We start from the raw sequence: 22,665 nt of genomic DNA, 5'->3' as shown, positions 1-22,665 counted from the left end.
AGTTCAAGAGGGTAGGGCATGTTGGCCCATCGGCTCCGGGGCGCCTAATACCATCGATGTGGATATCGGAGGGACGTTCACCGATTGTTTTCTGCAGATGGCAGAGCGTCGGGCCTACGGCAAATCGCCCACGACGCGGTACGACCTGTCGGTCGGTTTTGCCAGGGCCTTGGCCGATGCGGCGCAGCAGTTCGGCGAGAGTTCGGAAACCGTTTTGCCGAGGACGAACATGATCCGATACTCCACGACCCTGGCGATGAACAAGCTCATCGAACGGACAGGGCCGAAGATCGGCCTGATTGCAACCGAGGGGTTCGAGGACGGGATCCTGATCGGCAAGGGGGCGCAATGGGACGACGGGCTTTCGAAGTCCGAGACGCGGAACCTCGCAATGGTCAGAAAGCCTACGCCCATCATACCGCGGGAGCGCATCGCAGGGATCAAGGAGAGGATGGATCACCGGGGGGAAGTGATCCGTCCTCTCGACGAAGAGGATGTGAGACGGAAGGTGCATCGTCTGGTGGATCAGGGAGTCCGGGGGATCGTGGTGTGCCTCCTCTGGGCCCATGTGAATGGCGCGCATGAGATCCGGGTCAGGGAGATCATCGAAGAGGAATACCCGGAGGTCACTCTGGGGCGTATACCCGTCATGCTTTCGCACGAGATCCAACCCAAGAAGGGTGAGTACCAGCGGGCGATGACGGCCATCCTCGATGCCTACCTCCACCCGTCGGTCTCGAGCGACCTGGCCGGTTTCAGGCGGGAGCTGAGGCAGAACGGCTACCGCGGCCCGGTCCTGATGGTCCACAACTCGGGCGGCATGGGCGAGGTCCTGAAGACCACGGCGGTGGATACTTACAACGGCGGCCATATCGCAGGCATCGCCGGGAGTCTGGAGATTGCGAAGCTGTATGGCCTGCCGGACGTCGTCACGACCGATATGGGCGGCACGAGTTTCGACGTGGGCATCATCCACGACGGCCGCTGGCACTACACCGAGGTGCGGCCGCTGATCGACCGTTGGATGGTGAACCTCAATATGGTGGACTGCAGGACCATCGGCGCCGGGGGCGGCTCCATCGCCTGGACCAACGAGGCCATGGGAGGGCGGCTGGAGGTGGGGCCGCAGAGCGCCGGTGCGATGCCCGGGCCGGCCTGCTACAACATGGGCGGCGTGGAACCGACGGTGACGGATGCGGACGTGGTCCTCGGCTACATCAACCCGGATTTTTTCCACGGGGGGAGGATCCGCCTGGACGGCGACCTCGCGCAGCAGGCGATTCTGGACCGCGTCGCAGGCCCCCTCAAGATGGATGCGGTGGAGGCCGCCGCGGCGGTGCGCCGGCTCGTGGACGGATTCATGGGAAACAGCCTGTTCAATGAGACGGTGCTGCGGGGGCATGATCCACGGCGTTTTGTGCTCTTCAGTTTCGGGGGGGCGGGGCCAACCCACTGTTGCGGTTTTGCGGGGGCGAGCCATATCCGGCGGCTGATCGCCTTCCCCTTCTCGCCGGTTTTCTGCGCCTTTTCCGGGTCCCTCATGGACGTGCGGCACATCTACGAACTCTCGCGCCGGCTGCTGGTGGTGCCGCAGGGAGACGAGACGCCTGTCCTGGACACGGGCCACTTCAACCGCATCGTGAACCAGCTCATAGAAAAGGCCGGGCAAGACGTCCGGGCCGAGGGGCTGAACCCCGAAAACCTCCGGTTCCGCCTGGAGCTCGACATGAAGTTCGTCAAGCAGCTCCACGTCAGGCGGATCCTGAGCCCGACGCTGCGGCTCGCGGGACCGCCGGATCTCTTGGCGCTCCTGGATGTTTTTCTGGACGAATACCGGCGGTTTTTCGGACCGGCGGGAGTCTACTCGCAGGGTGGTGTGAGCATCGAAAGTTTTGTGCTCCACGCCATTTACCCGTTGAAGCGGGCCGTTTTCCCGCGCTTGAAGGACGGCCGGTCTGTGCCTTCTCGCCAGGCGCGCAAAGGCAGTCGTCCGGTTTACTGGGAATCGGAAAAGGGGTTTGAGAAGACCCGCTTATATGATGGGGAGGCGCTTCGGAGCGGGAACGTGATCGAAGGGCCTGCCGTGGTGGAGGCCCGGAATACGACGACGGTTCTCCCGAGAGGGGTGGAGCTTTTTGTGGACGGGTATATGAACCACCGAATCGAGTGGCTCGATGAACGAGCCGCTCCTGCTTGAGAGGGCGCCGTGATCCTGGACATGACCTTCACCGAGCGGTTGAAGCCCGAACCGCTCACCGAGGAAGAGCGGACGTGCATGGAGGGACTCGACCCCATCGATTACGGGGTGGCCCGCGAAAAACTCAACATGATTGTGGAGGAGGCCAAGGAGATCTTCGTCCGGAGCGGCGTCTCCAGCATGCTGCGATCCGGGGACGTGAGCGTCGGGTTGTACACCGCCAGGGGGGACATGGTAACGGCTGCCTGCGGTTCCTACCTCTACGCCGTGTGCGGCCAGCCCCAGATCAAGTACATCTGCCACCGCTGGAAGGACCATCCCGACGTCGGGGTGCGGCCGGGCGATATCTTCTATGCCAACGACGCCGTTTACGGGGGGGTCCACAATCCCGACCAGTTCGCCTTCGTCCCCATCTTCTGGAACGGGCGCCTGATTGCATGGGCGGCCGCCGCGTGCCATCAGCCGGAGACCGGGGCCTGCGAGCCGGGTGGGATGCCGGTCAGCGCCAGGACGCGCTACGACGAAGGGCTCAAGATGAGCCCCATGCGGATCGGCGAAAACTTCAGGCTGCGGGAAGATCTCCTGGAGATGATGGCCAATATGGTCTCGCGGACGCCCCACATGCAGATGATCGACACCCGTGCGCGGGTGATGGCCTGTGACCGGGTGCGTCTGAGGATCGAGGAGATGGCGGCCGAAAAGGGCGGCGGCTTTCTGATCGGGGTCTTTTCGCGGATCCTCAAGAGCACGGCCGAGGCCGTGCGCCGCCGCATCTCCGGCTGGGTGGACGGCACCTTTCGAAGTGTCGTCTTCACGGACCACATCGGGGTGGACGAGGGGCTGGTGAAGGGCGCCTGCACGCTCCGGAAACGGGGCGACCGATTGAGCCTGGATTTTACGGACACCTCCCCGCAGACGCCCGGACCCTACAACGCCTTCAAGCACACCATGATCGCGCACAACGCCATGTACCTCTACGGATTCCCGTTTCACGATCTGCCGCTTTCGGCCGGGATCTGGGAGCCGATCGAGACCATTGTCCCCAAGGGCACCTGCTTCAATGCACACCCGGAGGCAGCGGTGGCGAATTCGGTTCTCATCTGCAGCCTCGCCATGTGTCTGGTGCATTTGACCATGTCGAAGATCCTGTTTGCATCTGGGGTACGGGAGTTGGCCACGGGGCCTTTCGGAAACAACGGGGATGCCTATATCATGGCCGGTGTGAACCAGTGGGGGGTGCCCTTCAGCGACATGTTGGCCTACCCGCTGAACGCGGAGGGGGGAGGCGCCCGATGCGATGCCGATGGCGTGGATGCCTGGGGTTTTCCATGGGGGCCCTGGGGTCGGGGGCCTGACGTCGAAGAGGAGGAGGATGAAAAACCGCATATCCACCTTTTTCAGAAGCTCCTGAGGGATTCCTGCGGGCACGGGAAATACCGGGGCGGAGCGGGCATCACGGTGGCCTGGGCGGTGCGGGGCGCGCCGCGGGCCGTGTATCAGTCCATCATCAAATCGTCTCGGGTTCAGGCGCTTCAGTCCTTTTTCGGGGGTTATCCTCCTCCGACCCATCCGGGGATACAGGTCCGCGGCACCGATGTGCTCGACAAGTTCGAGCGGGGAGATGCCGATCTGCCGACGGATGTCTACCAGTTGATCGAGGAGCGGCGGATAGCGGGGACGTATGAAACGACGACGAACCTGCGCGCGGCGGAGACCTTCGAGGAAGGGGATATCTTTGTCGGCTGCTCCCATGGCGGGGTCGGGTACGGGGATGTCCTGGAGCGGGACCCCGAACGGGTGGTCCAGGACGTGGAGCGGGAGGTGATCTCCGATTGGGTGGCGCGTAATGTCTACCACGTGGTGTATGACCCTGTCACGAAATCGGTCGATGAGGATGAGACTGTCAGGCGGCGGGAGGGCGTGCGGAAACAGCGGCTCGTCCAGGGGCTTTCCTGGCAGGCCTTCATGCAAAAGTGGTCCGTGAGGCGGCCGAAGGACGAGATCCTCAAATATTACGGTCCATGGCCGCAAAGCCGATGGGGCGGAGGCGAGACACCGTGATGGAGAAGGCCGGGCTTCAAGGGGAGAGGAGTGTCCTTCTTGTCGAGGACGACGGGTACTGCGGCTATTTCCTGACCGAGGTCCTCCGGCTGCCGGGTCTGCGCGTGACCTCCGCGGCGAAAGGCTCGGACATCCTGGATGCGGCGGCGGACACGGCCCTGGATGCCGTCATCGTTCATTTTCAAGACCGTGTGGAGCAGGCGCTCGTTTCGATGCGGCGCCTGGCCGAGCACAATACCGTGACGCCGATCATCGCTGTTTCCGAGGAGGCGGATGTGGACGTGGCCCTGGCGGTGGTGCATGCCGGGGCCTTCGACTATCTCGTGCGCCCTTTCAACAACGCCGCACGGGTGGAGCAGGCCCTGCGGGGGGCCTTTTCGAGGCGCGATGAACTCCGTAAACAGGCCGAGGCGGGCCTCGGCAGCGGCGCCGGATACGGCATGATCGGCAAAAGCTGTCTCCTCCTGGAGTTGCAGAGGACCATCCGGCAGATCGGCCCGATGCAGGTCAACGTCCTGATATACGGGGAGAGCGGCACGGGCAAGGAGTTGATCGCGCGTGCCGTCCATCTCGAAAGCGAGCGAAGGGATGGGCCGTTCGTAGCCGTAAACTGCGGGGCCGTCCCCGAGGCGCTCTTCGAGAGCATCTTCTTCGGCCACGAGAAGGGGGCCTTTACCGGTGCGACCCGCAGGCATGCCGGGTTCCTGGAAGAGGCGCAGGGCGGGACGCTTTTCCTGGACGAGGTCGGCGAACTTACGCCGAAAGGCCAGGTGGCGCTGCTGAGATTCCTGGAGAATCAGGAATTTACCCGTGTGGGCGGCTCTGCGGCGCAGAAGGCGGATGTGCGGATCATCGCCGCAACCAATCGGAACCTCGATCAGGCGGTCGATGAGCGGCGATTCAGGGCGGACCTTTACTACCGTCTGAATGTGGTGTACCTGCGGGCGCCGTCGCTGAGGCAGCGGACGGAGGACATCCTGCCTCTGGCGGATTATTTCCTGACGCGTTTCTGCCTGAAAAACCGCCTGGACCCCATTCAGCTCTCGCCGGAGGCGGTGCGGCTTCTCGATGCCTATGACTGGCCGGGAAATGTGCGCGAGCTCGAAAACCTCATGGAGGGCCTGGCGGCCACGCTGCCCGATGGACAGCGCCTCATCACGCGCAAACAGATCTCCCAATACTCCGGAAAGATCCAGGCGGCCCTCGGTCGAGAGGATCCCCTGTCTGAGGTGCACCCGGGCGATTCTGCAGACAGCAGGCGATCGGCTGATCCGTATCAGGCGGGCCGTGCCGACTATGCGTCCCGGCCCGGGGGGCCTGGCCCTTTTCCAATCGAAGACTCTTCATCGAGCAGCCCGGCGGAAGCCGGCACCATGGAGCCGGAACCCATGCTTCAATCCTACCGCGAGGCCTGCGAGGCTTTCGAGGCCCGCTATTTCAAGACCCTTCTCGAAGCGAACGGCGGGAACGTGGCGAAGGCCGCCCGCCAGGCCGGCATTCACCCCGTCACGCTTCATCGCAAGCTTCGTAAACTACGTTAGTCCCAGGCACCATCTTCATCCGTTCGGATCGAAGAGCACCCTCGACCCTGTCGGCTCGGTTCAGTACGTGGGTATGGTCTCAAAACGGCTCGCCGCGTGTGAATATGTGAGCTTTCTTCGCCGCAAATCGAGACCGCGGAGATTAATCCGCATCCTTTGCCAATTTGCCCCGCCTGAAAATATGGTTGCAGACCGACCGTTGGGTCCCCTGATGGTCGGCCAAGCTGTGCGCCCCTCTGAAGCGACGGATCTGAAGTGCTCTATGACACTAGCAGATTTGCAACGATTCAGGCTTCTCAAATAAACAGAAACGCAATTACAGTTGCGTTTTGACTAGGATTCCCCCGCTGCACACCCCATGAAGGCGCCCTCCACTTCTGCGAATACTACGGTCATGCTCATGTAAATGGCTGCATTTTATTAAGGTATTTAGATGCGGGATGCCCTGGCATGAACGTTGCTCATTGCACCTCATGGGTTCCGGGATCGGCCCGGGGGATTCGACCGGTTGCTTTTTGGATGTTCGCGGAAGAGGAGGGGAAAGATGGGCTTCACAGTCGATATTGACACGGGGGGCACCTTCACCGACGGCTTGTTTACCAACGGCAAAGAGATCAAGCGGGTCAAGGTGGACACCACCCCCCATGACATCACCATTGCGTGGCTCAACGCGATGCAGGAAGGAGCCTCCGCCTTCGGGTTTGCCGATCTCGAGGGCTTTCTGGAGCAGGTGGATATCGTCCGCTGGTCCAACACGACGGCGACCAATATCCTGGCCGAGAAAAAGGGCCCCAAGCTGGGGATTTTCGTCACGGAGGGTTACCGGGAATCCCTCTACTCGGATGGGAAGCGGAGTCCGGCCTTCGGCCGTCTGCTGGAGGGGGAAAACGTCGAGGCGGTCGCTTTTCCCCTGGATGCCAACACCCTGGTGGTTCAGCTGAAGCGGCTTTTGGAAAAGGGGGTGCGCAGGATCTGCATCAGCCTGAAGGACGGGTTCAAAAACCTCCAGAGCGAGATGGAAATCAAGGGCCTCTTCGAAGAACAGTATCCGGACCACTATCTCGGGAATGTCCCCTTTCTGATGGCGGGCGATATCTGTAAGCACCCCGATGAGATGAACCGGACGCACATGGCGCTGATGAATTCCTATGTGCACGGCCCCATGGCCCGTGCCATGTTCAAGGCCGAGGACGAATTGAGGGATCGCGGGTATCTGCGGCCGCTGCTGCTCGGGCACACCGACGGCGGGGTCGCTCGGGTCGCCAAGACCAAACCCGTCGACACGATCGAATCCGGCCCGATCTTCGGTATCCACGCCGGTGCCTTCTGGGCCGAGCAGTACCACCTGCCGCATGTCATCACCCTGGATGTGGGCGGGACGACCACCAAGATCGGCCTCGTGGAGCATTTCCGGCCGGCCATGGTCCGGGAGGCGGATATCCTCGGTGTGCCGTTGAAACAGAACATGCTCGACCTTCGAAGCATTGCGCTTGGAGGAGGGACCGTCGCTCGCGCGGTGGACGGCAAGCTGAGTCTGGGCCCGGAGAGCATGGGGGCCTATCCCGGTCCGGCCTGCTACGACCTGGGAGGAACGGAGGCGACGCTGACCGATGCGTACCTGGTCAAGGGTTTTCTGGATCCGGATTATTTCTCCGGCGGTGGGAAGAAGCTCCAGAAGGAGCGCGCACGGGCCGTGATCGCAGAGCAGGTTGCCGGCCCCCTCGAGGTGGAATCCGAAATGGCCGCTTATCAGATTGCCAACCGGGCCACGCGCATGATCGCCGACGAGGTCAACGCACTGATCCGGCGGCAGGGAAAGCCCGCGGAGGAGTATGTCCTCTTCGCCTTCGGCGGCAACGGCGCCATGGTGGGGTGCGAGGTGGCCCGCAAGGCCGACATCCCCTCGGTCTACGTCTTCGATCTCGGCTCTGTCTTGAGCGCATTCGGTTCGTCGGTGGCGGATGTCTCCCACACGTATGAATACTCCCCCTTCCTGCCCATCGGCGAGGCGGCTGCGCTGCCGCGCATCATCGGCCGCATGATGGCCGACGCCAGGCGGGACATGGCCGGGGAAGGATTCCCCATGGATACCGTGGAGACGGAACTGTATGTCGAGCTGCATGACAGGGAAGGATCCTATCCGGTGAGTTGCGAGTGGACGATCCGATCCCTCGATACGGCCGGTCTTCTGAGTCTGTTCAAGGAGCGGCTGGTGGAGCGGCTGCCCAAGAGCAGCGACGGGGAGAGGGTGGTCGAGATCCTCAGACTGCGCGCGAGGGCGAAGGCCGCCAAGATGCAGCCGCTCGCTCTCCCTCTGGGGAGGGAGGATGCCTCCGACGCCGCGAAGGGCGAGCGTGAGGTTTACCGGGGGACGGAACAGGTCCTGAGCAGGCTCTATGATTGGGAGAAGCTGGAGCCCGGCAACCGGATCGAAGGGCACGCGATCCTGGAGAGCCGGGACAGCACCTACATCGTTCCCCGAAACTGGACTCTTTCCTTGGATGCATATCGGAACGGCGTTTTGACCAGGAGGTAACGGCCATGGGAGATAGAATCAGAGTGACGGAATACCTGGACCTGGATCTGGGAGAAGAGCAATGGTACTGCAGCGCGTGCGGCAAGCCCTTGATCGGGGCTGCAGAGAATTACAAGCGGGGATGTCTGGTCTATGCCCGGGACCCGAGAGAGGTGCACAACGCCGTTTATGAAGGGGAATATACCTTCGCCCCGGACCCGAATTGGGTGCGGATCCTGGAATTCTACTGCCCCGGCTGCGGCGTTCAGATCGAGACGGAATATCTGCCCCTCGGCCATCCCATCACCCATGACATCGCCATCGATCTCGCCGGCCTGAAAAGCCGGATCGAAAGCGGCGAACTGCGTGTCGTGAACAAGCGCCTGGAGGTGAAAGCATGAATACCATCGACATTGACGTGGGAGGCACCTTTACGGATCTCGTCCTGAGCTTCGAAGGGCAAACGATCATCAAAAAGGCGCAGACTACGCCCTACGACCTTTCGGTGTGCTTCCTCGGCGTGATCGAGGAGAGTGCGCGCGAACTCGACATGGCGCTGGACGAACTCCTCCCGAAGATCGACCTCCTGCGCTACTCGACCACGGTGGCCATGAACCGCCTGATCGAGCGCAAGGGGCCGCGGCTTGGGCTCATCACGACGGAGGGACACGAAGACGGCATCCTCATCGGACGGGGGGCCCAGTGGGTCGACGGCACCCGGATCACCGAGCGGCGGAACCTGGCGGTGCAGAACAAGCCACAGCCCATCATCCCACGGGAGTTTATCGTGGGCGTGAAGGAGCGGATCGACTCCTTCGGGCAGGTGGTGCGTCCACTCGACGAGGAGGATGTCCGTGAGAAGATCAATTTCCTGGTGGACAAGGGGGTGAGGGGGTTCGTCGTCTCGCTCCTCTGGTCGCCTGCCAACCCGGAGCACGAGCGGCGCATCAAGGCCATCATCCGGGAGGAATACAAGGACTACTATTTAGGCTGTCTGCCGGTGGTGCTGGCAAGCGATGTGGTCGGCAGGTCCGGTGAGTACCAGCGGACCATGACGGCGGTGCTGGACGCCTATCTGTTCCGGGCGATGCAGATGGAGCTTTCCGCCATGTGGGACAAACTGCGCGAGTACGACTACCGCGGCCCCTTCATGATGGTCCACAACTCGGGCGGCATGGCCGAGGTCTTCAAGACGGACGCGGTCAGGACCTACAGCGCAGGTCCCGTGGCGGGCCTCATCGGGTCCTACCGCCTGGCGCAGGAACTCGGATACCAGAACGTCATTGCGAGCGATGTCGGCGGCACGAGTTTCGACATCGGCCTCGTGGTGAAGCAGAGCGTCCGCAACTACGACTTCCGCCCCATCCTCGACCGGTGGATGGTGGGGATCACCATGCTCCAGACCATGTCGATCGGGGCGGGCGGGGGCTCGATCGCCTGGGTGAACGAACTGCTCGGGAACAAGCTCGAGGTGGGACCGCAGAGCGCCGGCTCCTATCCCGGCCCGATCTGCTACGACCAGGGGGGCGAGGCCCCGACGGTGACCGACGCGGACCTGGTGCTGGGATACCTCGATCCGGACTATTACTTCGGCGGCCGGATGCTCTTGAATAAAGAGAAGTCCGAGGAGGCCATCCGAACTCAACTGGCCGAGCCCTTGGGGCTGAGCGTACCGGAGACCGCCATGCTCGTCCGGAAGATCGTGGACCAGCACATGGCGGCAGCCATCCGCAAGGAGATCCATCTGCGCGGGTATGACCCGCGGGAATTTGTCCTCTTCGCCATCGGCGGCGGGGGGCCGACGCATGTGGCGGGGTATATGGGCGAGATCCCGGCAGCCATGGTCTTCCCCTTCTCCCCGGTCTTCTCGGCGCTGGGATCGTCGGTCATGGACATCATGCACATCTACGAGACCTCCCACCGCTACATGGTCATGGAGCCCGTGACCAGAAAATTCAACAAAAACTACGACGACTTCAATGCCACGGTGGAGGTGCTGATCGAACGGGCGAAGAAGGAGCTTCGGGGCGAAGGCCTCGACCCGGCCCGGGCGGTGTTCAAACTGGAGCTCGACATGCTGTACGGGGGGCAGGTGCACCGCAAGCGATCGAGTTCTCCGCTCCTCTATGTGCGCTCGGAAGGGGACCTGACAGCGGTTTACAAGGAGTTCGAAAAAGAATTCAGCGAGACCTTCAGCCCCTTGGTCGTGCACCCGGCGGGCGGATGCTACGTGGAAAGCTTCGTCGTGACGGCGGTTATCCCGACGGAAAAGCCGGTGATTCCCACCTTCGAGATGGCGGGCACGGACCCCGCCGCGGCGCAAAAGGGGGTGCGCCAGTGCTATTGGGGCAACGGCGGCTTCGAGGAGACGCCCGTCTATGAATACCTGGATCTGAAGCCCGGGAATGTCGTCAAGGGGCCTTCCATCCTCGAGACGGAGTACACGACCCTGGTCATTCCGCCGGCCCTGACCTGCTCCATCGACCAGCACCTGTTTGCCCGCATCTCGCGGGGTTAACCCTAGAAGGAGGTGAGTAGCATGGCGATTCCAACCGCTGAAGAAAAACTCTCCATGATCAAGGTGGAACCCGCGGACGCGGACGAAATGCGGTGCGTGGATACGCTGAACCCCGGGGATTATGAAGTGGGTTTCGAGCGCATCAACAATATTCTCGACGAGGCGATGGAGGTGTTCATCCGCTCCTCGCGAAGTTCCATGGGGGTCGCGGGGGATTCCATGGTGGCGGTTTTCACCGCCAAAGGCGATATGGGCAATGCCAGCAGCGGCACCTACCTGCACGCCATCATCCAGCCGGCCATCATCAAGTTCATCATGAAAAGCTACAGCGAAAACCCGGGCATACGGGACGGGGACATCTGGTTTACCAACGATGCGCTCTACGGGGGGATCCACAATCCGGACTGCGTCATCGTCATGCCCGTGTTCTTCAAGGGGGAGCTTATCGCCTGGACGGGCGCGGCTTCCCACACGACGGAGACGGGTGCCAGCGAGCCCGGCGGGATGCCCATCAATGCCACCTCACGGTTCCTGGAAGGCGGCAACTTCCCGCCGATCAAGATCGGTGAGGATTTCCGAATCCGTGAGGATTTTCTCGAGCTGATGGCCGCCTTCGGCATGCGGGCGCCCCAGATGGTGGTCATCGACCTCAAGGCCAGGGCTACGGCGGCTGACCGGACCCGCAAACGGCTGGTGGAACTGGCGCAGGAAAAAAGCCCCGATTACGTCAAGGGGCTCATGCGCAAGATGCTCATCGTCGCGGAGGAAGGGGCGCGGAAGAAGATCGCCTCCTGGCCGGACGGCACCTTCACGTCGGTCAACTTCGCCGACGGCGTCGGGATGGAGGTAGGCCTCATCCGCTCCTGCTTCATGACGGCGACGAAAAAAGGCAGCCGGCTCACCATGGACTTCACCGGGACCTCCCCGGAGAATCCCTATTCCTATAACGCCCACGTGCAGGCGGTGGTGGGGCACATCTCCAACTTCATCTACGAATACATCTTCCACGACCTCCCGGTGAGCAGCGCCACGTTCGAACCCTTCGATTTCAACTTTCCCGAAGGGTCTTGCCTCAATCCCGATGCGCGTGCGGCCACCAGCTGTGCGGTCATGATCTCGACCGGCGTGATGAGCGCGCTGCACACCGTGTTCGGGAAGATGATGTTCAGCACGAAGGAGATGTGGCAGCAGACCTCGGCCTCGCAGGGCAACGCCGGGAACGCCATGGTGCTGGCTGGCCTTTCCCAGTGGAATCTACCCTTCGCGGACATGCTGGCCTATTCCCTCAACAGCGAGGGCCAGGGCGGGCGCCCCACCATGGACGGCGTCAACGCCTTCGGCTTTCCGTGGTGTGTGTTCGGACGGACGCCGGACGTCGAGGAGATGGAACTCGACCTCCCTCTGCTCGTTCCGCTTTCCAACCACTGGAAGGACTCCTGCGGGCACGGCAAGTACCGCGGCGGGGTGGGAACCGTGCAGATGTGGGTGGCCCACCATGTTCCGCAGGTCTTCTTCATGGCCATCTCGGACAACAGCAAGATCCAGACACCCCAGGGCCTCTTCGGCGGCTACGCCCCCTGCACGGTTCCGGGCATCAGCATCCGCGGCGCCGACATCATGGAACGGATGCAAAAGGGAGAAAAGGATCTCAAGCTGGAGCTGTTCGACATTTTGACCCGCAAAACCGTCGGCGGGAAGTGGCAGAACGAGTTTTTCGGGCGGCCTACCACCATGTTCCAGCAGAACGACGTGATCACGTTCGGGTTCGCGACCGGAGGCGCCGGGTATGGGGATCCCCTCGACCGGGAGCCGGACCTGGTGATTCAGGACCTGAAGGACCAGATCATTTCGGACTGGTCGGCCCTGCAGGTCTACAAGCTCGCCTATGACCCCCAGACCCTCAAGCTGGACCGGGAGGGGACCGAAGCGGCGCGGAAAGAAGAGCGCCTGGCGAGGCTCGCGCGCGGAAAGCCGTTTGACGAGTTCACCTCTGAGTGGACCGGCCTGAAGGTGGACGATGCGATCCTGAAGTTTTACGGGACTTGGCCGGAGGCGCAGTGCATCCAGCCCATCTTCCGACCATAAGAGGTGCTGAGGAATCGTTTCTGCGCCAAATGCCCACGATGTCCAACATGGAACCCTGATCGCCCTGCCGGGGGCCCTCCCGGAGGATGGATTCCAAGGGGCGGGCAGCCCCGGCATGGTCGATAGGGGATGAAACGAGATGTGACAACGGAGGCGAGGACTCGGATGGCGAGACTCAAAGGAGGATGGGTATGTCCCGGGTAAAGAAAGAAGGGCTCAAGAAGGGGCGCATCTTTGTGCCGTGGATCTTTTCCTTCGGGGCGCTGCTGGAGGACCTGCCGCTGAACACCTTCCTCCATGACCCGACCAAGGTCTCGAACGCCCTCCGCTCGATCCAGAGGCATTTCGGTCTGGAAGCTATCTTCGCTTATGGCGATGCGAAGCTTCTGCCCGACGCTCTGGTGTCCCTCTGCGGATCGGCGGCCGATCGATCTCTGAGCCCGGAAGAGTGCCACGGACTCGAAAACCGGATGGATGAGGTCCTGCGGAACGATAGACTGATGGTCGCGCTGGATGTGACCAAAAGGCTGCAGATGCTTCTGCCGGAAACGCTGCTGACCGGATGGTTGAACGGGCCCGTGACGCTTGCCGTTCGGTTGACGGGGCTTTCGGCCGGAGAGGTCATGGCTCAACCGAGGCTCCTTTCCGTTTGCACGAAGGCGGTCCTGACGTTTGCCAGGGCCTTGGGCGAGACGGGCATCGACATCATGATCGTCGCCGAGGACGCATTGCCGCCCATGGATGCGAATCTCGCGAGGGTCCTGACCCGAGTCTACTCGCCTATCTGGAATACGGCGAAGTATTACGGGTTTCCAGCGCTTCTGATGCAGAAGGAATTTGGAAAGGAGAACGTTGCGGTTCTGCGGCGGACCGTCGAGGCGTTGGTCTTTCCGGCCGATGCCGAACCGGAACTCTGGGGACCGGCGAAAAAGATCTCCTTCTCGATACCGGTGTCTGTGATGGAGAAGCCCCCTGGGGAGATCGCCGCGTATCTGGAGCGGAGCGGAGTGGGCCGGGCGCTGGATGCCGCGGATCTCTTTCTGCTGACGACGGAGGGGGAAATCCCCGCCGATGTCGACAAGGAGGCCATGATCCGCGGCATCCAGGCTATCCGCGAGTATCTCCGATAGCGGCTGACCGGTTGGCAGGAGGCCGGGGGACACAATTCATCTTTCGACATTTCTTTGTCAAGCAGGGGCGGTTTTCCGTTTTTTGAGACTTTTCAAGGAGGGCCGGCAGGTGGATGCCGCCGGCGCTCAGATCTGGCAGATGGCTTTCCGATCAAGCTGCCGGGGGCCGCAGTGGCGGCTTCGGACGGTGATGCCAATCATTTGAAAAATCTGGGATCAAGGGCGGATACGGGCTGCCGACGAGCGGTTTCGCGCGCTGCGGAACTCGGGCTTCGAGGCTGTCCTGCCGCTATGGATTCCCAGTGATGGAGGGATGCAAGGATGGGTGATTACTGGAACCAACGGTTCGAGACCATGCCATGGGCGGATGTCCACCGATACTGGCTCGAAAAGTTCAACCTCCTGCTCGACTACGTGAAGTCGAACTCGCCTTTTTACCGGAAGCACCTGGCGGAAACGAAGGCTGTTGCTTCCTTCGATGACCTGACAGCGGTTCCGGTGATGACCAAGAGCGAGATCCGTGAGGCGCAGTTGGCAGGTGACGCCGAAAACCCGCTGGGGACGATCCAGGTCGCCAGGACGGAGGACATCGTTCAGGTCATTTCGTCATCCGGAACGACGGGGCGTCCGGTTTATTACGGGATTACCCGGAAGGACCTGGAGTCCTGGCGGGAGTCGCTGGCCGCCTTCACCTATACAGCGAACATACGAAAGAGCGACGTGGCGGCGCACGTGGTGGGCATGCCCATATTCGCCGGAGGGGAGCCCTACTTCGAGGGGATGCGCCATATCGGGGCGACGGTTGTCTGGGCGGGCGGACTCGCCACGGAAAGGCTCTTCGAGACGCTGCGCAACCTGCACTGCACGGCGATCCTCGGGACGACCAGCTTCGACCTGTACCTGGCGGAGAACTGCCGCAAGTATCTCGGTGTCGACGCGAAGGACCTGGGGGTCCGGAAGATCCTCGGGGGCGGGGAGCCGGGCCTCGGCGAGGAACCCATCCGCGACCGGATCAAGGAGCTGTGGGGCGCCGAAAGCGTGCGCGAGATCATGGGGCTGGCCGACATCATGCCGGGGATGTGGGCGGAGTGCGACGAGGAAAAGGGCATGCACTTTACGGCGCAGCCCCATGTCATGGTGGAATTGACCGACCCTGAAACGGGCAAGCACCTGCCCTGGGAGCCCGGCGTCTGTGGCGAGCCCGTCTACACGACGATCACCCGCGAAGCGACCCCCATCATCCGGTACGCTTCGCATGACTTCATCCGGGTCGAGGCGGTCGAGTGCTCCTGCGGGCGAACATCGCCCAGGATGCGCTGCATCGGCCGGGTCGATGACATGCTGATCTACAAGGCCATGAACGTCTTTCCTTCGGCGATCCGCGATGTGGTGGTGACCTCCTTCAAGGACGTCCTCACAGGTTACCTCCAGGTGGTCAAGGATTCCGCCGCACAGATCCGGTTCGACAAGCCCATCCCGGTGGACATCGAGGTGCTGCCTTCGGTGGAGGACAAGGCCAGACTCAAGAAAGACATCGAAAACAAGGTCAGGGAGATCCTTGTCGTGAAGATCGAGGCCAACCTGGTTCCCCCGGAGACTATCCCGAGAACGGTCTACAAAACGCCGCTCGTGCGCGTCAGGTGAAAGGTGCGGTGTAGGTCGACGTCTATTCAGGTTCCATCCGGAAATGGTCTTTTTGGCCAATCTCGGCGTCATTCCGCACGTTTGCTTGTGGGGCGACCTGCAGGTCGCCTTTGGGCAAACGGTTGATTTCCTTGATTTCGGGCAAAAACCCTCATTTTCGGATGGATACCATTTAAGCCGTGGAATTTGCTGTCTTGATATGGTAGCGTTTCACCGGAAGACCACCGGACAGACGTGATGGAAATCCGGCGCCCCGAGCCTTCGTCATGCGTTGGGCCGGGCGGAGGAATCCGGTTCTCACCGGGTTCGGAGCAGGTGCCGGAAGCCATTTTATATGGCAGGCTGTCAAATGCTCACAGCCGGCCCGTGGCCCGGTGGATGGTCTTATGCTCATGCTGTAGGATGCCCGCCGTTCCACCCGGTGGCGGGGTGGTGGAACAGGACCGGTGGCCGGTTTTGCGTATGAAGGTGATTCGAAAACGTCTGGCGGAGGGGGCGCGGGGGGCGCGGGGCACGGTGGTCGTCATCGATGTGTTCCGGGCCTTTTCCTGCACGCCGCTCTTTTTCTATTTCGGGGCCTCGAAGGTCATGCTGGAGGCGGATCCCCTGAGGGCCGTGGAGTTGAAACGCTTCCACCCCGATGCGGTGTTGGTAGGGGAGGTTGACGAGGTCCCCATCGAAGGCGGGGACATGGGGAACTCCCCTTCCCGGATCATCGCCGAAGGCGCGCGGCGCTTCGAGGGCAGGACCGTCATCCACCGGACCACCGCCGGGGTGACCGGGGTGAGCCTGGCGGCGGCGAGCGCCGACGAGGTCATCCTGGGCAGCTTCGTAACAGCCTCGGCCATCGCGGAATACCTGAAGGGCTTGCAGCTCGGGGAAGTCACCCTCGTCGCGATGGGCGACCGGGCGCTCAGGCCTGCCCCGGAGGACGAGGCCTGCGCCGATTATCTGGAGCACCTCCTCAACGGCACCCCCTACGACCCGGTGAAGGTGTTCCGGGAGGTCGTTTTTCAACCGACGGCACAGAAATTTCTGACGCGATCGAGGCCCTATCTGCCGCCTGAGGATCCGCTCTTCTGCCTGCAGCGGGATCTGTTCGACGCCGTGCCGATCGTGGCGCGGGATGGGGACAGGCTGGTGGTCCGGCCTCCCGGGTGCTGAGTCACAGGCTTGAAGAGGGGGTGGCCGTCACCAGATCTCTTGTTGAAATGGATGATATTGCTGGATCAGTTCGAAATCCTGCCGGTTGGAATGGATCAGCCAGGCGCCGTGGGATCTCGCCGTCAACGCGATCAGGACGTCGAAATGCAGGTCGCGCAGCTTTCCCGTCGAAAAACCTCTATCGGCCCGTATCTTGGCCAGGATGTGACCGGATTCGAGCCAGTTCTTCTCTGTGGGTGTAAAAACGGGATGGTTTCTCTCCAACTCCTTGAGGAATGCCTTTTCGGCGGTCTTTGTCGCGCCGCGCCACAATTCGGCCAGGACCACGGATGACATCCTGATCAGCCCGCTCAAGGTCTCGATCCGCTCCGCGTGACGCCCAGTTCGGAGGTGATCGATGAGAACGGAGCTGTCAAAGAGGATCAGCCTGCTCATCCATCCCCTCGAAGGAGAGTTTCCCGGCATGTCTCGCCATGAGGGCCTTGAATTTCTGCAGGGCGACGATTTCCCTCAAGGCCACGTGAATGGCCTCCGTCCTGCTTTTCACACCCAGTATCTTCGCGGCTTCATCGGCAAGACGGGTATCGAGCCGGATGGATGTCACTTTTTTCGTCATGGGGTTTTATTTTCTCCAGGGACCGAAACATGTTTTGCGGTCGGTATTTCCAGGTTGCATTTATATACAAAATACATGCAAACGATATACAGTGTCAAGCGTGGCGTTCCAGTAGATCTCCAGACATGATCCAAACAACTGGGGAACAAGAGGATTGCCGACGATGATGGATGAGTGGGGGCTCGAGGGGCGGCCTGAATCGGCTTCCACCGGCCTCGGCGTTGAAAGGATACAGACGGGGAGGATGAGATGCGTCCGTTGACGGGGTGCAAAGTGATCGAGATGGCGGGGCTGGCGCCCTCGCCGTATTGTGGGATGCTGCTGGCGGATTTCGGGGCCGATGTCGTGGTGGTGGACCGGCCGACCCGCGGGGCGCCCGAGATCCCCCACATCATGGACCGCAACCCGTTTGATCGGGGGAAGCGCTCGATCCGGGTGAATCTCCGGGACGAGGCCGGGAGGGAGATCGTCCGGAGGATGATCGAGCAGGATGATGTCCTGCTCGAACCCTATCGCCCCGGAGTGATGGAGGCCCTGGGTCTTGGCCCCGATATGGTCTTCGAATCGAACCCCGGCATAGTCTATGCGCGCCTGACGGGATGGGGGCAGACGGGCCCCTACGCGAACATGGCCGGCCACGATATCGACTACATCGCCGTTTCGGGGGCCCTGTCCTTGTTCCGGCGCAAGGGCGAAAAACCGCTTCCGCCGTGCAACCTCCTGGGTGATTTTGCCGGCGGCGGCCTCCTGGCCGCCTTCGGAATCCTGCTGGCGCTGATCGAGCGCGGCCGATCCGGAAAAGGGCAGGTGGTGGATGCCGCCATGGTGGACGGCGCCTCCAGCCTCTGCACGTTCCTTTACGGCCTCATGGGCCACGGATTAATGAGCACGGAGCATGGGGTGAACGACCTCGACGGGGGAGCGCCCTACTACCAGGCCTATGAGACAGCCGACGGCCGATTCATGGCCGTCGGGGCGCTGGAGGAGCGGTTTTACCGGGTGCTGCTGCAGAAGCTCGGCCTGGATTCGGAGGCGCTCCCGCGCCAGGACGACCGATCCGGCTGGCCTTTGCTGCAGGAGCGGTTCACAGCGGTTTTCAAGACGCGGACGCGCGACGAATGGACGGCGGTTTTCGAGGGCACCGATGCGTGCGTCGCCCCCGTCCTCGAACCTTTCGAAGTGGGGGAGCATCCGCACGGCAGGGCACGGGGGCTGCTGATCGAGCGGAAGGGCCTCAAGCAGCCCGCACCGGCTCCGAGGCTTTCGAGGACGCCCGGTGCAGCGGGCGGACACCCTGGGCCGCGTGGGTCCGACACCCTGGAAATCCTGCAAGGCCTCGGTTATTCAGGTTCGAAGATCGATGCGCTGACCCGGGACGGGGTCATCGAATAGCCTCGGCATCCCTGCGGGTCAAAACCGGACCTCATTGCCGATCAGCACCTGGAAGCCGTCCGCCTCGTCCTCCTTGACGAGGGGGTAGGCCACCGTGAGGAGGATGACCCGGCCGAAGGCGCTCTTCAAGTTCCCGAGGCGCAGCCCTCCCCCTACGTCGGCGTAAATCTTGCTCCAGCCGCCCCCGTCCGGGCTGTGAATGGCGCCCGCTTCGGCGAACCCGACGAAGCCGAGTTGGACGATTCCCCAAAGGTCCCACGGGAGGACGACACGGTCTTCCAGCGCGAACACCCAGCGTGCGTCCCCTGCCCTGAAGTGGGAGGGGTAGCCTTTGAGGCCCTCCTCGGCGCCCAGGTAGATCATGTTTTCGGGGTCCATTTCGTATCCCCCGGTCAGATCCAGATTGGCCGCCAGGGTTTGAAAAGGCCATGCCTGATGGTAGCCGGTGAATTGAAGGCTCCCCAGCGCGTCGCGGAATCCGTGACTCTCCGTACGGGTGTGCCCTGTCGCTTGCGCCAGGAAAAGGGATTCCGGGTTGGGGCGCAGCCCCTTTTTCACCGAGGCCTCGAAATAGCCTGCGTGGGTTTCGCTTCCGAGTGCGGTCGAGAAGTAGCCCCCGGCGAGCGCCAGGTCCCATCCGAGATTGTAGTTCTCGGTGACGCTGACGGCCTTGAGGTTCCGGAAGGATCCGTAGCGGTCCTGGTTGAGCGAGAAATGGACGAGCGGGCCGCCGTAGGTGCGGTCGGTGAGTTCCGGGGGAGAGAACGTGGGCGTGGAGACCTGGTTCAGCTCTCCATACATTTTTTCGATGTGCCGGTATTCGACCCCTGCCCGGATCGCTGTGCGATGCCGGAAACGGAGCAGCTTCCAGACCCCGACAGAGATCTCTTGCGGGCTGAAGCGGAAATTGTAGATTTCCCGGTCGCGATCGTAAAGGGTGTGAATCTTGCTCTCATCCCGGAAGGCGAAGCTTGCCGACCAGGGGGTCGTGTATTCGAAAAAGCCTCTTTCCAGGCGGAATAGCTTGAGATCCCCATCGGACAAGTTTTCGTAGGCGGTTTCGAGGGCCCACCGCGTGTTGAAAAGGAGCGGGTCGGTGTAGAAGATCTGCTGCGTGGTCCGTTCGCTGTCTTGACCATAAGTTACGAAGAGCTCTTTGCCGTAACCGAGCAGATTGACATCCCCGAGCCTGACGCGCCAGTCCTGGTCTCCGCCTATATCGCTGAACTTCCCTCCTACACGGATGCTCCAGGCATCGTGCACCTTGACCCTGGCGGTCACCGTGCCGTCCGCCTCGGTTTCGGGCAGGATCTCGGCGTCGATCAGATAGGGCAGGTTTCTCAGGAGCCTTTCGGTTTCAGCGATGATCCGGGCATTGACGGCTTCCCCTTCCTTGAAGAGCAACGTTTTGCGGATGATCCTCTGCCGCGTGTTGATGTGGAGGACATTGGCGGTCCGCCCCAGCCAGTGGTTTTCCTTCGGGTTGTCCAGATCGAAGACGTCGTCCACTTCGATCTGGATCCGGTCCACGACGGCGCCCTTTTCCTCGAACGGGATCCAGGGGCTTTCGCCCGCCCGAACCGAGCCGTGCGTCGACAGCATGCCGATCAGGCAGATGAGAAGAACCCGCAGGGTGCAAGGCATCTGAAGCCTCCTTGTATTGGTCTGCAAGCCATTTTACCTGGAATCGGGCAAGAGCGGAAGCTCTGTTGAGGCATAAAGGGAGTATTTTAGATAGTGTCCATCGGAAATGATTTTCCTATAGAACCCAGTTTCCAATCCGGAAATGAGGATTTTTGGCCAATATCAAGGAAATCAAGCGTTTGCCCGGAGGCGACCTATAGGTCGCCGCACAAGCAAACGTGCAGATTGACGCCGAGATTGGCCAAAAAGACCATTTCCGGATGGAAACTAGATAAAACAAAAGCTTATCCCCCAGCCTGCCGCAGGGAGATCGCTGCACCAAAGGAGATGAATGAGTCGAGACTTTTCTGATCGAAGATGAGGCTCGACCATTTGCGTTGCCAAACTGTATTTGCATTGATGTCCAGACTACCTCTCCGCCAGTTTCTTGATTCCGGAAACAAGTATATTGAAACTCCTCGAGCAGTTGGTTTCCAAATTCAAGAAAGGTGCTATGGCGCGAGAACCCGCCACTTTATCATATGCGTTACCACTCAATCTCCGGAGTTCGATTGCAGGCCCATTCAACGCATCAGGATTTCTAAACTTTCGACTCTGCTGCCGTGATCTTAGATTTTTAATTCCAAGCCCTTGTTCTATAGCGGCAAGGTCACCAAGATAGAAACTTTCTAATTCCCGGCAAGCAATACGAATCAGCACACCGTCATGTCCGGCTTCTCGACAAAGATTTACCAATTTTGCCTTAATTTCTTTGCAGTCACCGGAGTCCTGATCCCGTATTACAACAAAAGTAGATTCAGGTTTTCGCCATCCACGCAGCTTTTTCAGGAGATTTTTTTCCAGGTCTTGCTTCCCTTGAAAGACAAGGTAACGTACGGCGACATCCTCAGGAAGTAAACGCGGTAGAACTCCTTGGAGCATTTCTTTTGCGGACGGTTCTTCGAGAAAAAAGGCAATGGTTCTCATCGAGGGTCCGCTCCTTCAAAAAAGCCTTGCTCCCAGAGATACCCCATTTGGTCCCCTTCGGCCATATAGGTGCGGAGCTGCTCATCATCTTTGGCCCTAAGTACTTCGGTGTACCCGTCTTTTTTAACGAGCCAGAAAACCTCTTCCAGCCGGGCCGCATTGAGAAAATCCGGAGAATGGGTGGATACAAAAACCTGTCCCCCTCTATTCGCATATGCACGGAATTCTTCGGCAAGTTCCCATAAGAGCTTTGGATAAAGTTGATTCTCCGGTTCCTCTACGCACAACAATGGATGAGGATTTGGATCATAGAGCAGGGTAAGATACGCAAGCATTTTGATAGTGCCATCCGAGACATAGCGGGCGAGAAACGGATCTTCGAAGGCGCCATCCTGAAATTTTAGAAGAACCCGCCCCTCTTCGGTAGTTTTAGATTCGACGTGGTTAATTCCAGGAACCCGCATTTTTAACAAGGCGAGTATTTTATCAAAGGTTTCCCTTCTATTGTTGTAAAGATACTCAATGACCAGAGATAAATTCTCGCCCTCACGCGACAAATGTTCAGCGTATCCGGCCTCCTGCTCCGGGCGGGCCTTGCTGATATGGAAATCCGAGATATGCCAATTTTCAATGAGATCGCCGAGTGCCATGACCGCTGGAAAACGCTCAAACTGGGCCAAACCCTTGATGGCCAAAATATCCTGTGACTTCAGGGTTTGTTCTTCTCGGTTCAATTCTTTCACATCCTTTACCGTCTCCAGCTCATTGGTGACCGCAGCACCCTTACCTCTTGAGAAGTCAAGAAAATGCCACGGCTGGCCGCTGCTGCCGCGCCGATATCTGAGAATCTCCCGTTCGACAATCGCCTTTCCATGGGCTTCATTGATCTGCAGGAAATAGGTTGTGAGTGGGCTTTCTTTTCCTGCGCGAAATTTTAATTCGATTTCAATTGCCCCTTTGGAGTTCCTGCTACGCACTTCTTTGAAGCCACGGCTCCCACCCAATTTGGCTAAAGCCGCGTTGACATTGCTGGTCATCGCATCACGTAGAAACCCAAAAACCTGAAAAATTGTTGATTTACCTGTACCGTTTGCACCCACAATCACACAAAAGTTGGGTAAATCGGCCAATTCCGCATCTTTGAATGATTTGAAATTCTTCAGACGAATTGATTCTATCTTCATAGGTGGCC

The 22,665-nt window shown here is 60.6% G+C and carries 17 protein-coding genes; 12 read left to right on the top strand and 5 right to left on the bottom strand.

The window, feature by feature from the left end; translation table 11 throughout:
* Positions 1 to 97: 97 nt before the first annotated feature.
* From ACZ500_RS16660 to ACZ500_RS16610, 11 genes are all read left to right on the top strand, one after another.
* Positions 98 to 2,197: a hydantoinase/oxoprolinase family protein gene (locus ACZ500_RS16660; protein WP_464228517.1), complete on the top strand. Its 2,100-nt coding sequence runs from the start codon at positions 98 to 100 to the stop codon at positions 2,195 to 2,197.
* 9 nt (positions 2,198 to 2,206) lie between these two features.
* Positions 2,207 to 4,258, top strand: a complete 2,052-nt coding sequence (locus tag ACZ500_RS16655) for a hydantoinase B/oxoprolinase family protein (RefSeq protein ID WP_464228516.1) — start codon at positions 2,207 to 2,209, stop codon at positions 4,256 to 4,258.
* Complete coding sequence (locus ACZ500_RS16650; RefSeq protein WP_464233071.1) at positions 4,258 to 5,799, top strand: sigma 54-interacting transcriptional regulator; 1,542 nt, start codon at positions 4,258 to 4,260, stop codon at positions 5,797 to 5,799. The genes ACZ500_RS16655 and ACZ500_RS16650 overlap by 1 nt, the downstream gene beginning before the upstream one ends.
* A 544-nt stretch (positions 5,800 to 6,343) precedes the next feature.
* A complete protein-coding gene (locus tag ACZ500_RS16645; RefSeq protein ID WP_464228515.1) occupies positions 6,344 to 8,335 on the top strand; it encodes a hydantoinase/oxoprolinase family protein in 1,992 nt (663 codons plus the stop codon).
* A 5-nt stretch (positions 8,336 to 8,340) separates the two neighbouring features.
* The gene (locus ACZ500_RS16640; protein ID WP_464228514.1) at positions 8,341 to 8,715 is read left to right on the top strand and encodes an acetone carboxylase subunit gamma; all 375 of its coding nucleotides are present in this window, start codon (positions 8,341 to 8,343) and stop codon (positions 8,713 to 8,715) included.
* Positions 8,712 to 10,832 (top strand): hydantoinase/oxoprolinase family protein, encoded by a 2,121-nt coding sequence (locus tag ACZ500_RS16635; protein ID WP_464228513.1) that lies wholly within the window; start codon positions 8,712 to 8,714, stop codon positions 10,830 to 10,832. Before ACZ500_RS16640 ends, ACZ500_RS16635 begins: the two co-directional genes overlap by 4 nt.
* 21 nt (positions 10,833 to 10,853) lie before the next feature.
* Positions 10,854 to 12,917: a hydantoinase B/oxoprolinase family protein gene (locus tag ACZ500_RS16630; protein WP_464228512.1), complete on the top strand. Its 2,064-nt coding sequence runs from the start codon at positions 10,854 to 10,856 to the stop codon at positions 12,915 to 12,917.
* A 191-nt stretch (positions 12,918 to 13,108) separates the two neighbouring features.
* Positions 13,109 to 14,047, top strand: a complete 939-nt coding sequence (locus ACZ500_RS16625; RefSeq protein WP_464228511.1) for a uroporphyrinogen decarboxylase/cobalamine-independent methonine synthase family protein — start codon at positions 13,109 to 13,111, stop codon at positions 14,045 to 14,047.
* A gap of 321 nt (positions 14,048 to 14,368) precedes the next feature.
* A complete protein-coding gene (locus ACZ500_RS16620; protein WP_464228510.1) occupies positions 14,369 to 15,691 on the top strand; it encodes a phenylacetate--CoA ligase family protein in 1,323 nt (440 codons plus the stop codon).
* A 43-nt stretch (positions 15,692 to 15,734) separates the two neighbouring features.
* Complete coding sequence (locus ACZ500_RS16615) at positions 15,735 to 15,929, top strand: hypothetical protein (RefSeq protein WP_464228509.1); 195 nt, start codon at positions 15,735 to 15,737, stop codon at positions 15,927 to 15,929.
* Between the two features lie 194 nt (positions 15,930 to 16,123).
* On the top strand, positions 16,124 to 16,855 hold the full coding sequence (locus ACZ500_RS16610; protein ID WP_464228507.1) for a 2-phosphosulfolactate phosphatase: 732 nt from the start codon (positions 16,124 to 16,126) through the stop codon (positions 16,853 to 16,855).
* A 27-nt stretch (positions 16,856 to 16,882) separates the two neighbouring features.
* Here ACZ500_RS16610 and ACZ500_RS16605 read toward each other — a convergent pair whose 3' ends face one another.
* Both ACZ500_RS16605 and ACZ500_RS16600 read right to left on the bottom strand, forming a co-directional pair.
* A complete protein-coding gene (locus tag ACZ500_RS16605; protein WP_464228506.1) occupies positions 16,883 to 17,290 on the bottom strand; it encodes a type II toxin-antitoxin system VapC family toxin in 408 nt (135 codons plus the stop codon).
* Positions 17,268 to 17,471: a type II toxin-antitoxin system VapB family antitoxin gene (locus tag ACZ500_RS16600; protein ID WP_296992848.1), complete on the bottom strand. Its 204-nt coding sequence runs from the start codon at positions 17,469 to 17,471 to the stop codon at positions 17,268 to 17,270. Before ACZ500_RS16600 ends, ACZ500_RS16605 begins: the two co-directional genes overlap by 23 nt.
* A gap of 249 nt (positions 17,472 to 17,720) precedes the next feature.
* On the opposite strand from ACZ500_RS16600, the gene ACZ500_RS16595 reads away from it, so the two are divergent.
* Complete coding sequence (locus tag ACZ500_RS16595; protein ID WP_464228505.1) at positions 17,721 to 18,863, top strand: CaiB/BaiF CoA transferase family protein; 1,143 nt, start codon at positions 17,721 to 17,723, stop codon at positions 18,861 to 18,863.
* 18 nt (positions 18,864 to 18,881) lie between these two features.
* Here the strand turns inward: ACZ500_RS16595 and ACZ500_RS16590 are convergent, their stop codons facing one another.
* The 3 genes from ACZ500_RS16590 to ACZ500_RS16580 form a co-directional block, all read right to left on the bottom strand.
* A complete protein-coding gene (locus tag ACZ500_RS16590; protein ID WP_464228504.1) occupies positions 18,882 to 20,507 on the bottom strand; it encodes a BamA/TamA family outer membrane protein in 1,626 nt (541 codons plus the stop codon).
* Positions 20,508 to 20,915: 408 nt separating this feature from the next.
* Entirely contained in the window at positions 20,916 to 21,473 is a 558-nt protein-coding gene (locus tag ACZ500_RS16585) for a DUF4276 family protein (RefSeq protein WP_464228502.1), read from the bottom strand.
* Complete coding sequence (locus tag ACZ500_RS16580; protein WP_464228501.1) at positions 21,470 to 22,657, bottom strand: AAA family ATPase; 1,188 nt, start codon at positions 22,655 to 22,657, stop codon at positions 21,470 to 21,472. Before ACZ500_RS16580 ends, ACZ500_RS16585 begins: the two co-directional genes overlap by 4 nt.
* Positions 22,658 to 22,665 lie beyond the last annotated feature (8 nt).

Source organism: Desulfatiglans parachlorophenolica, from assembly GCF_055394735.1.
Note: the sequence above shows the minus strand (reverse complement) of the source record. Positions and strands in the feature narration are given on the sequence as shown.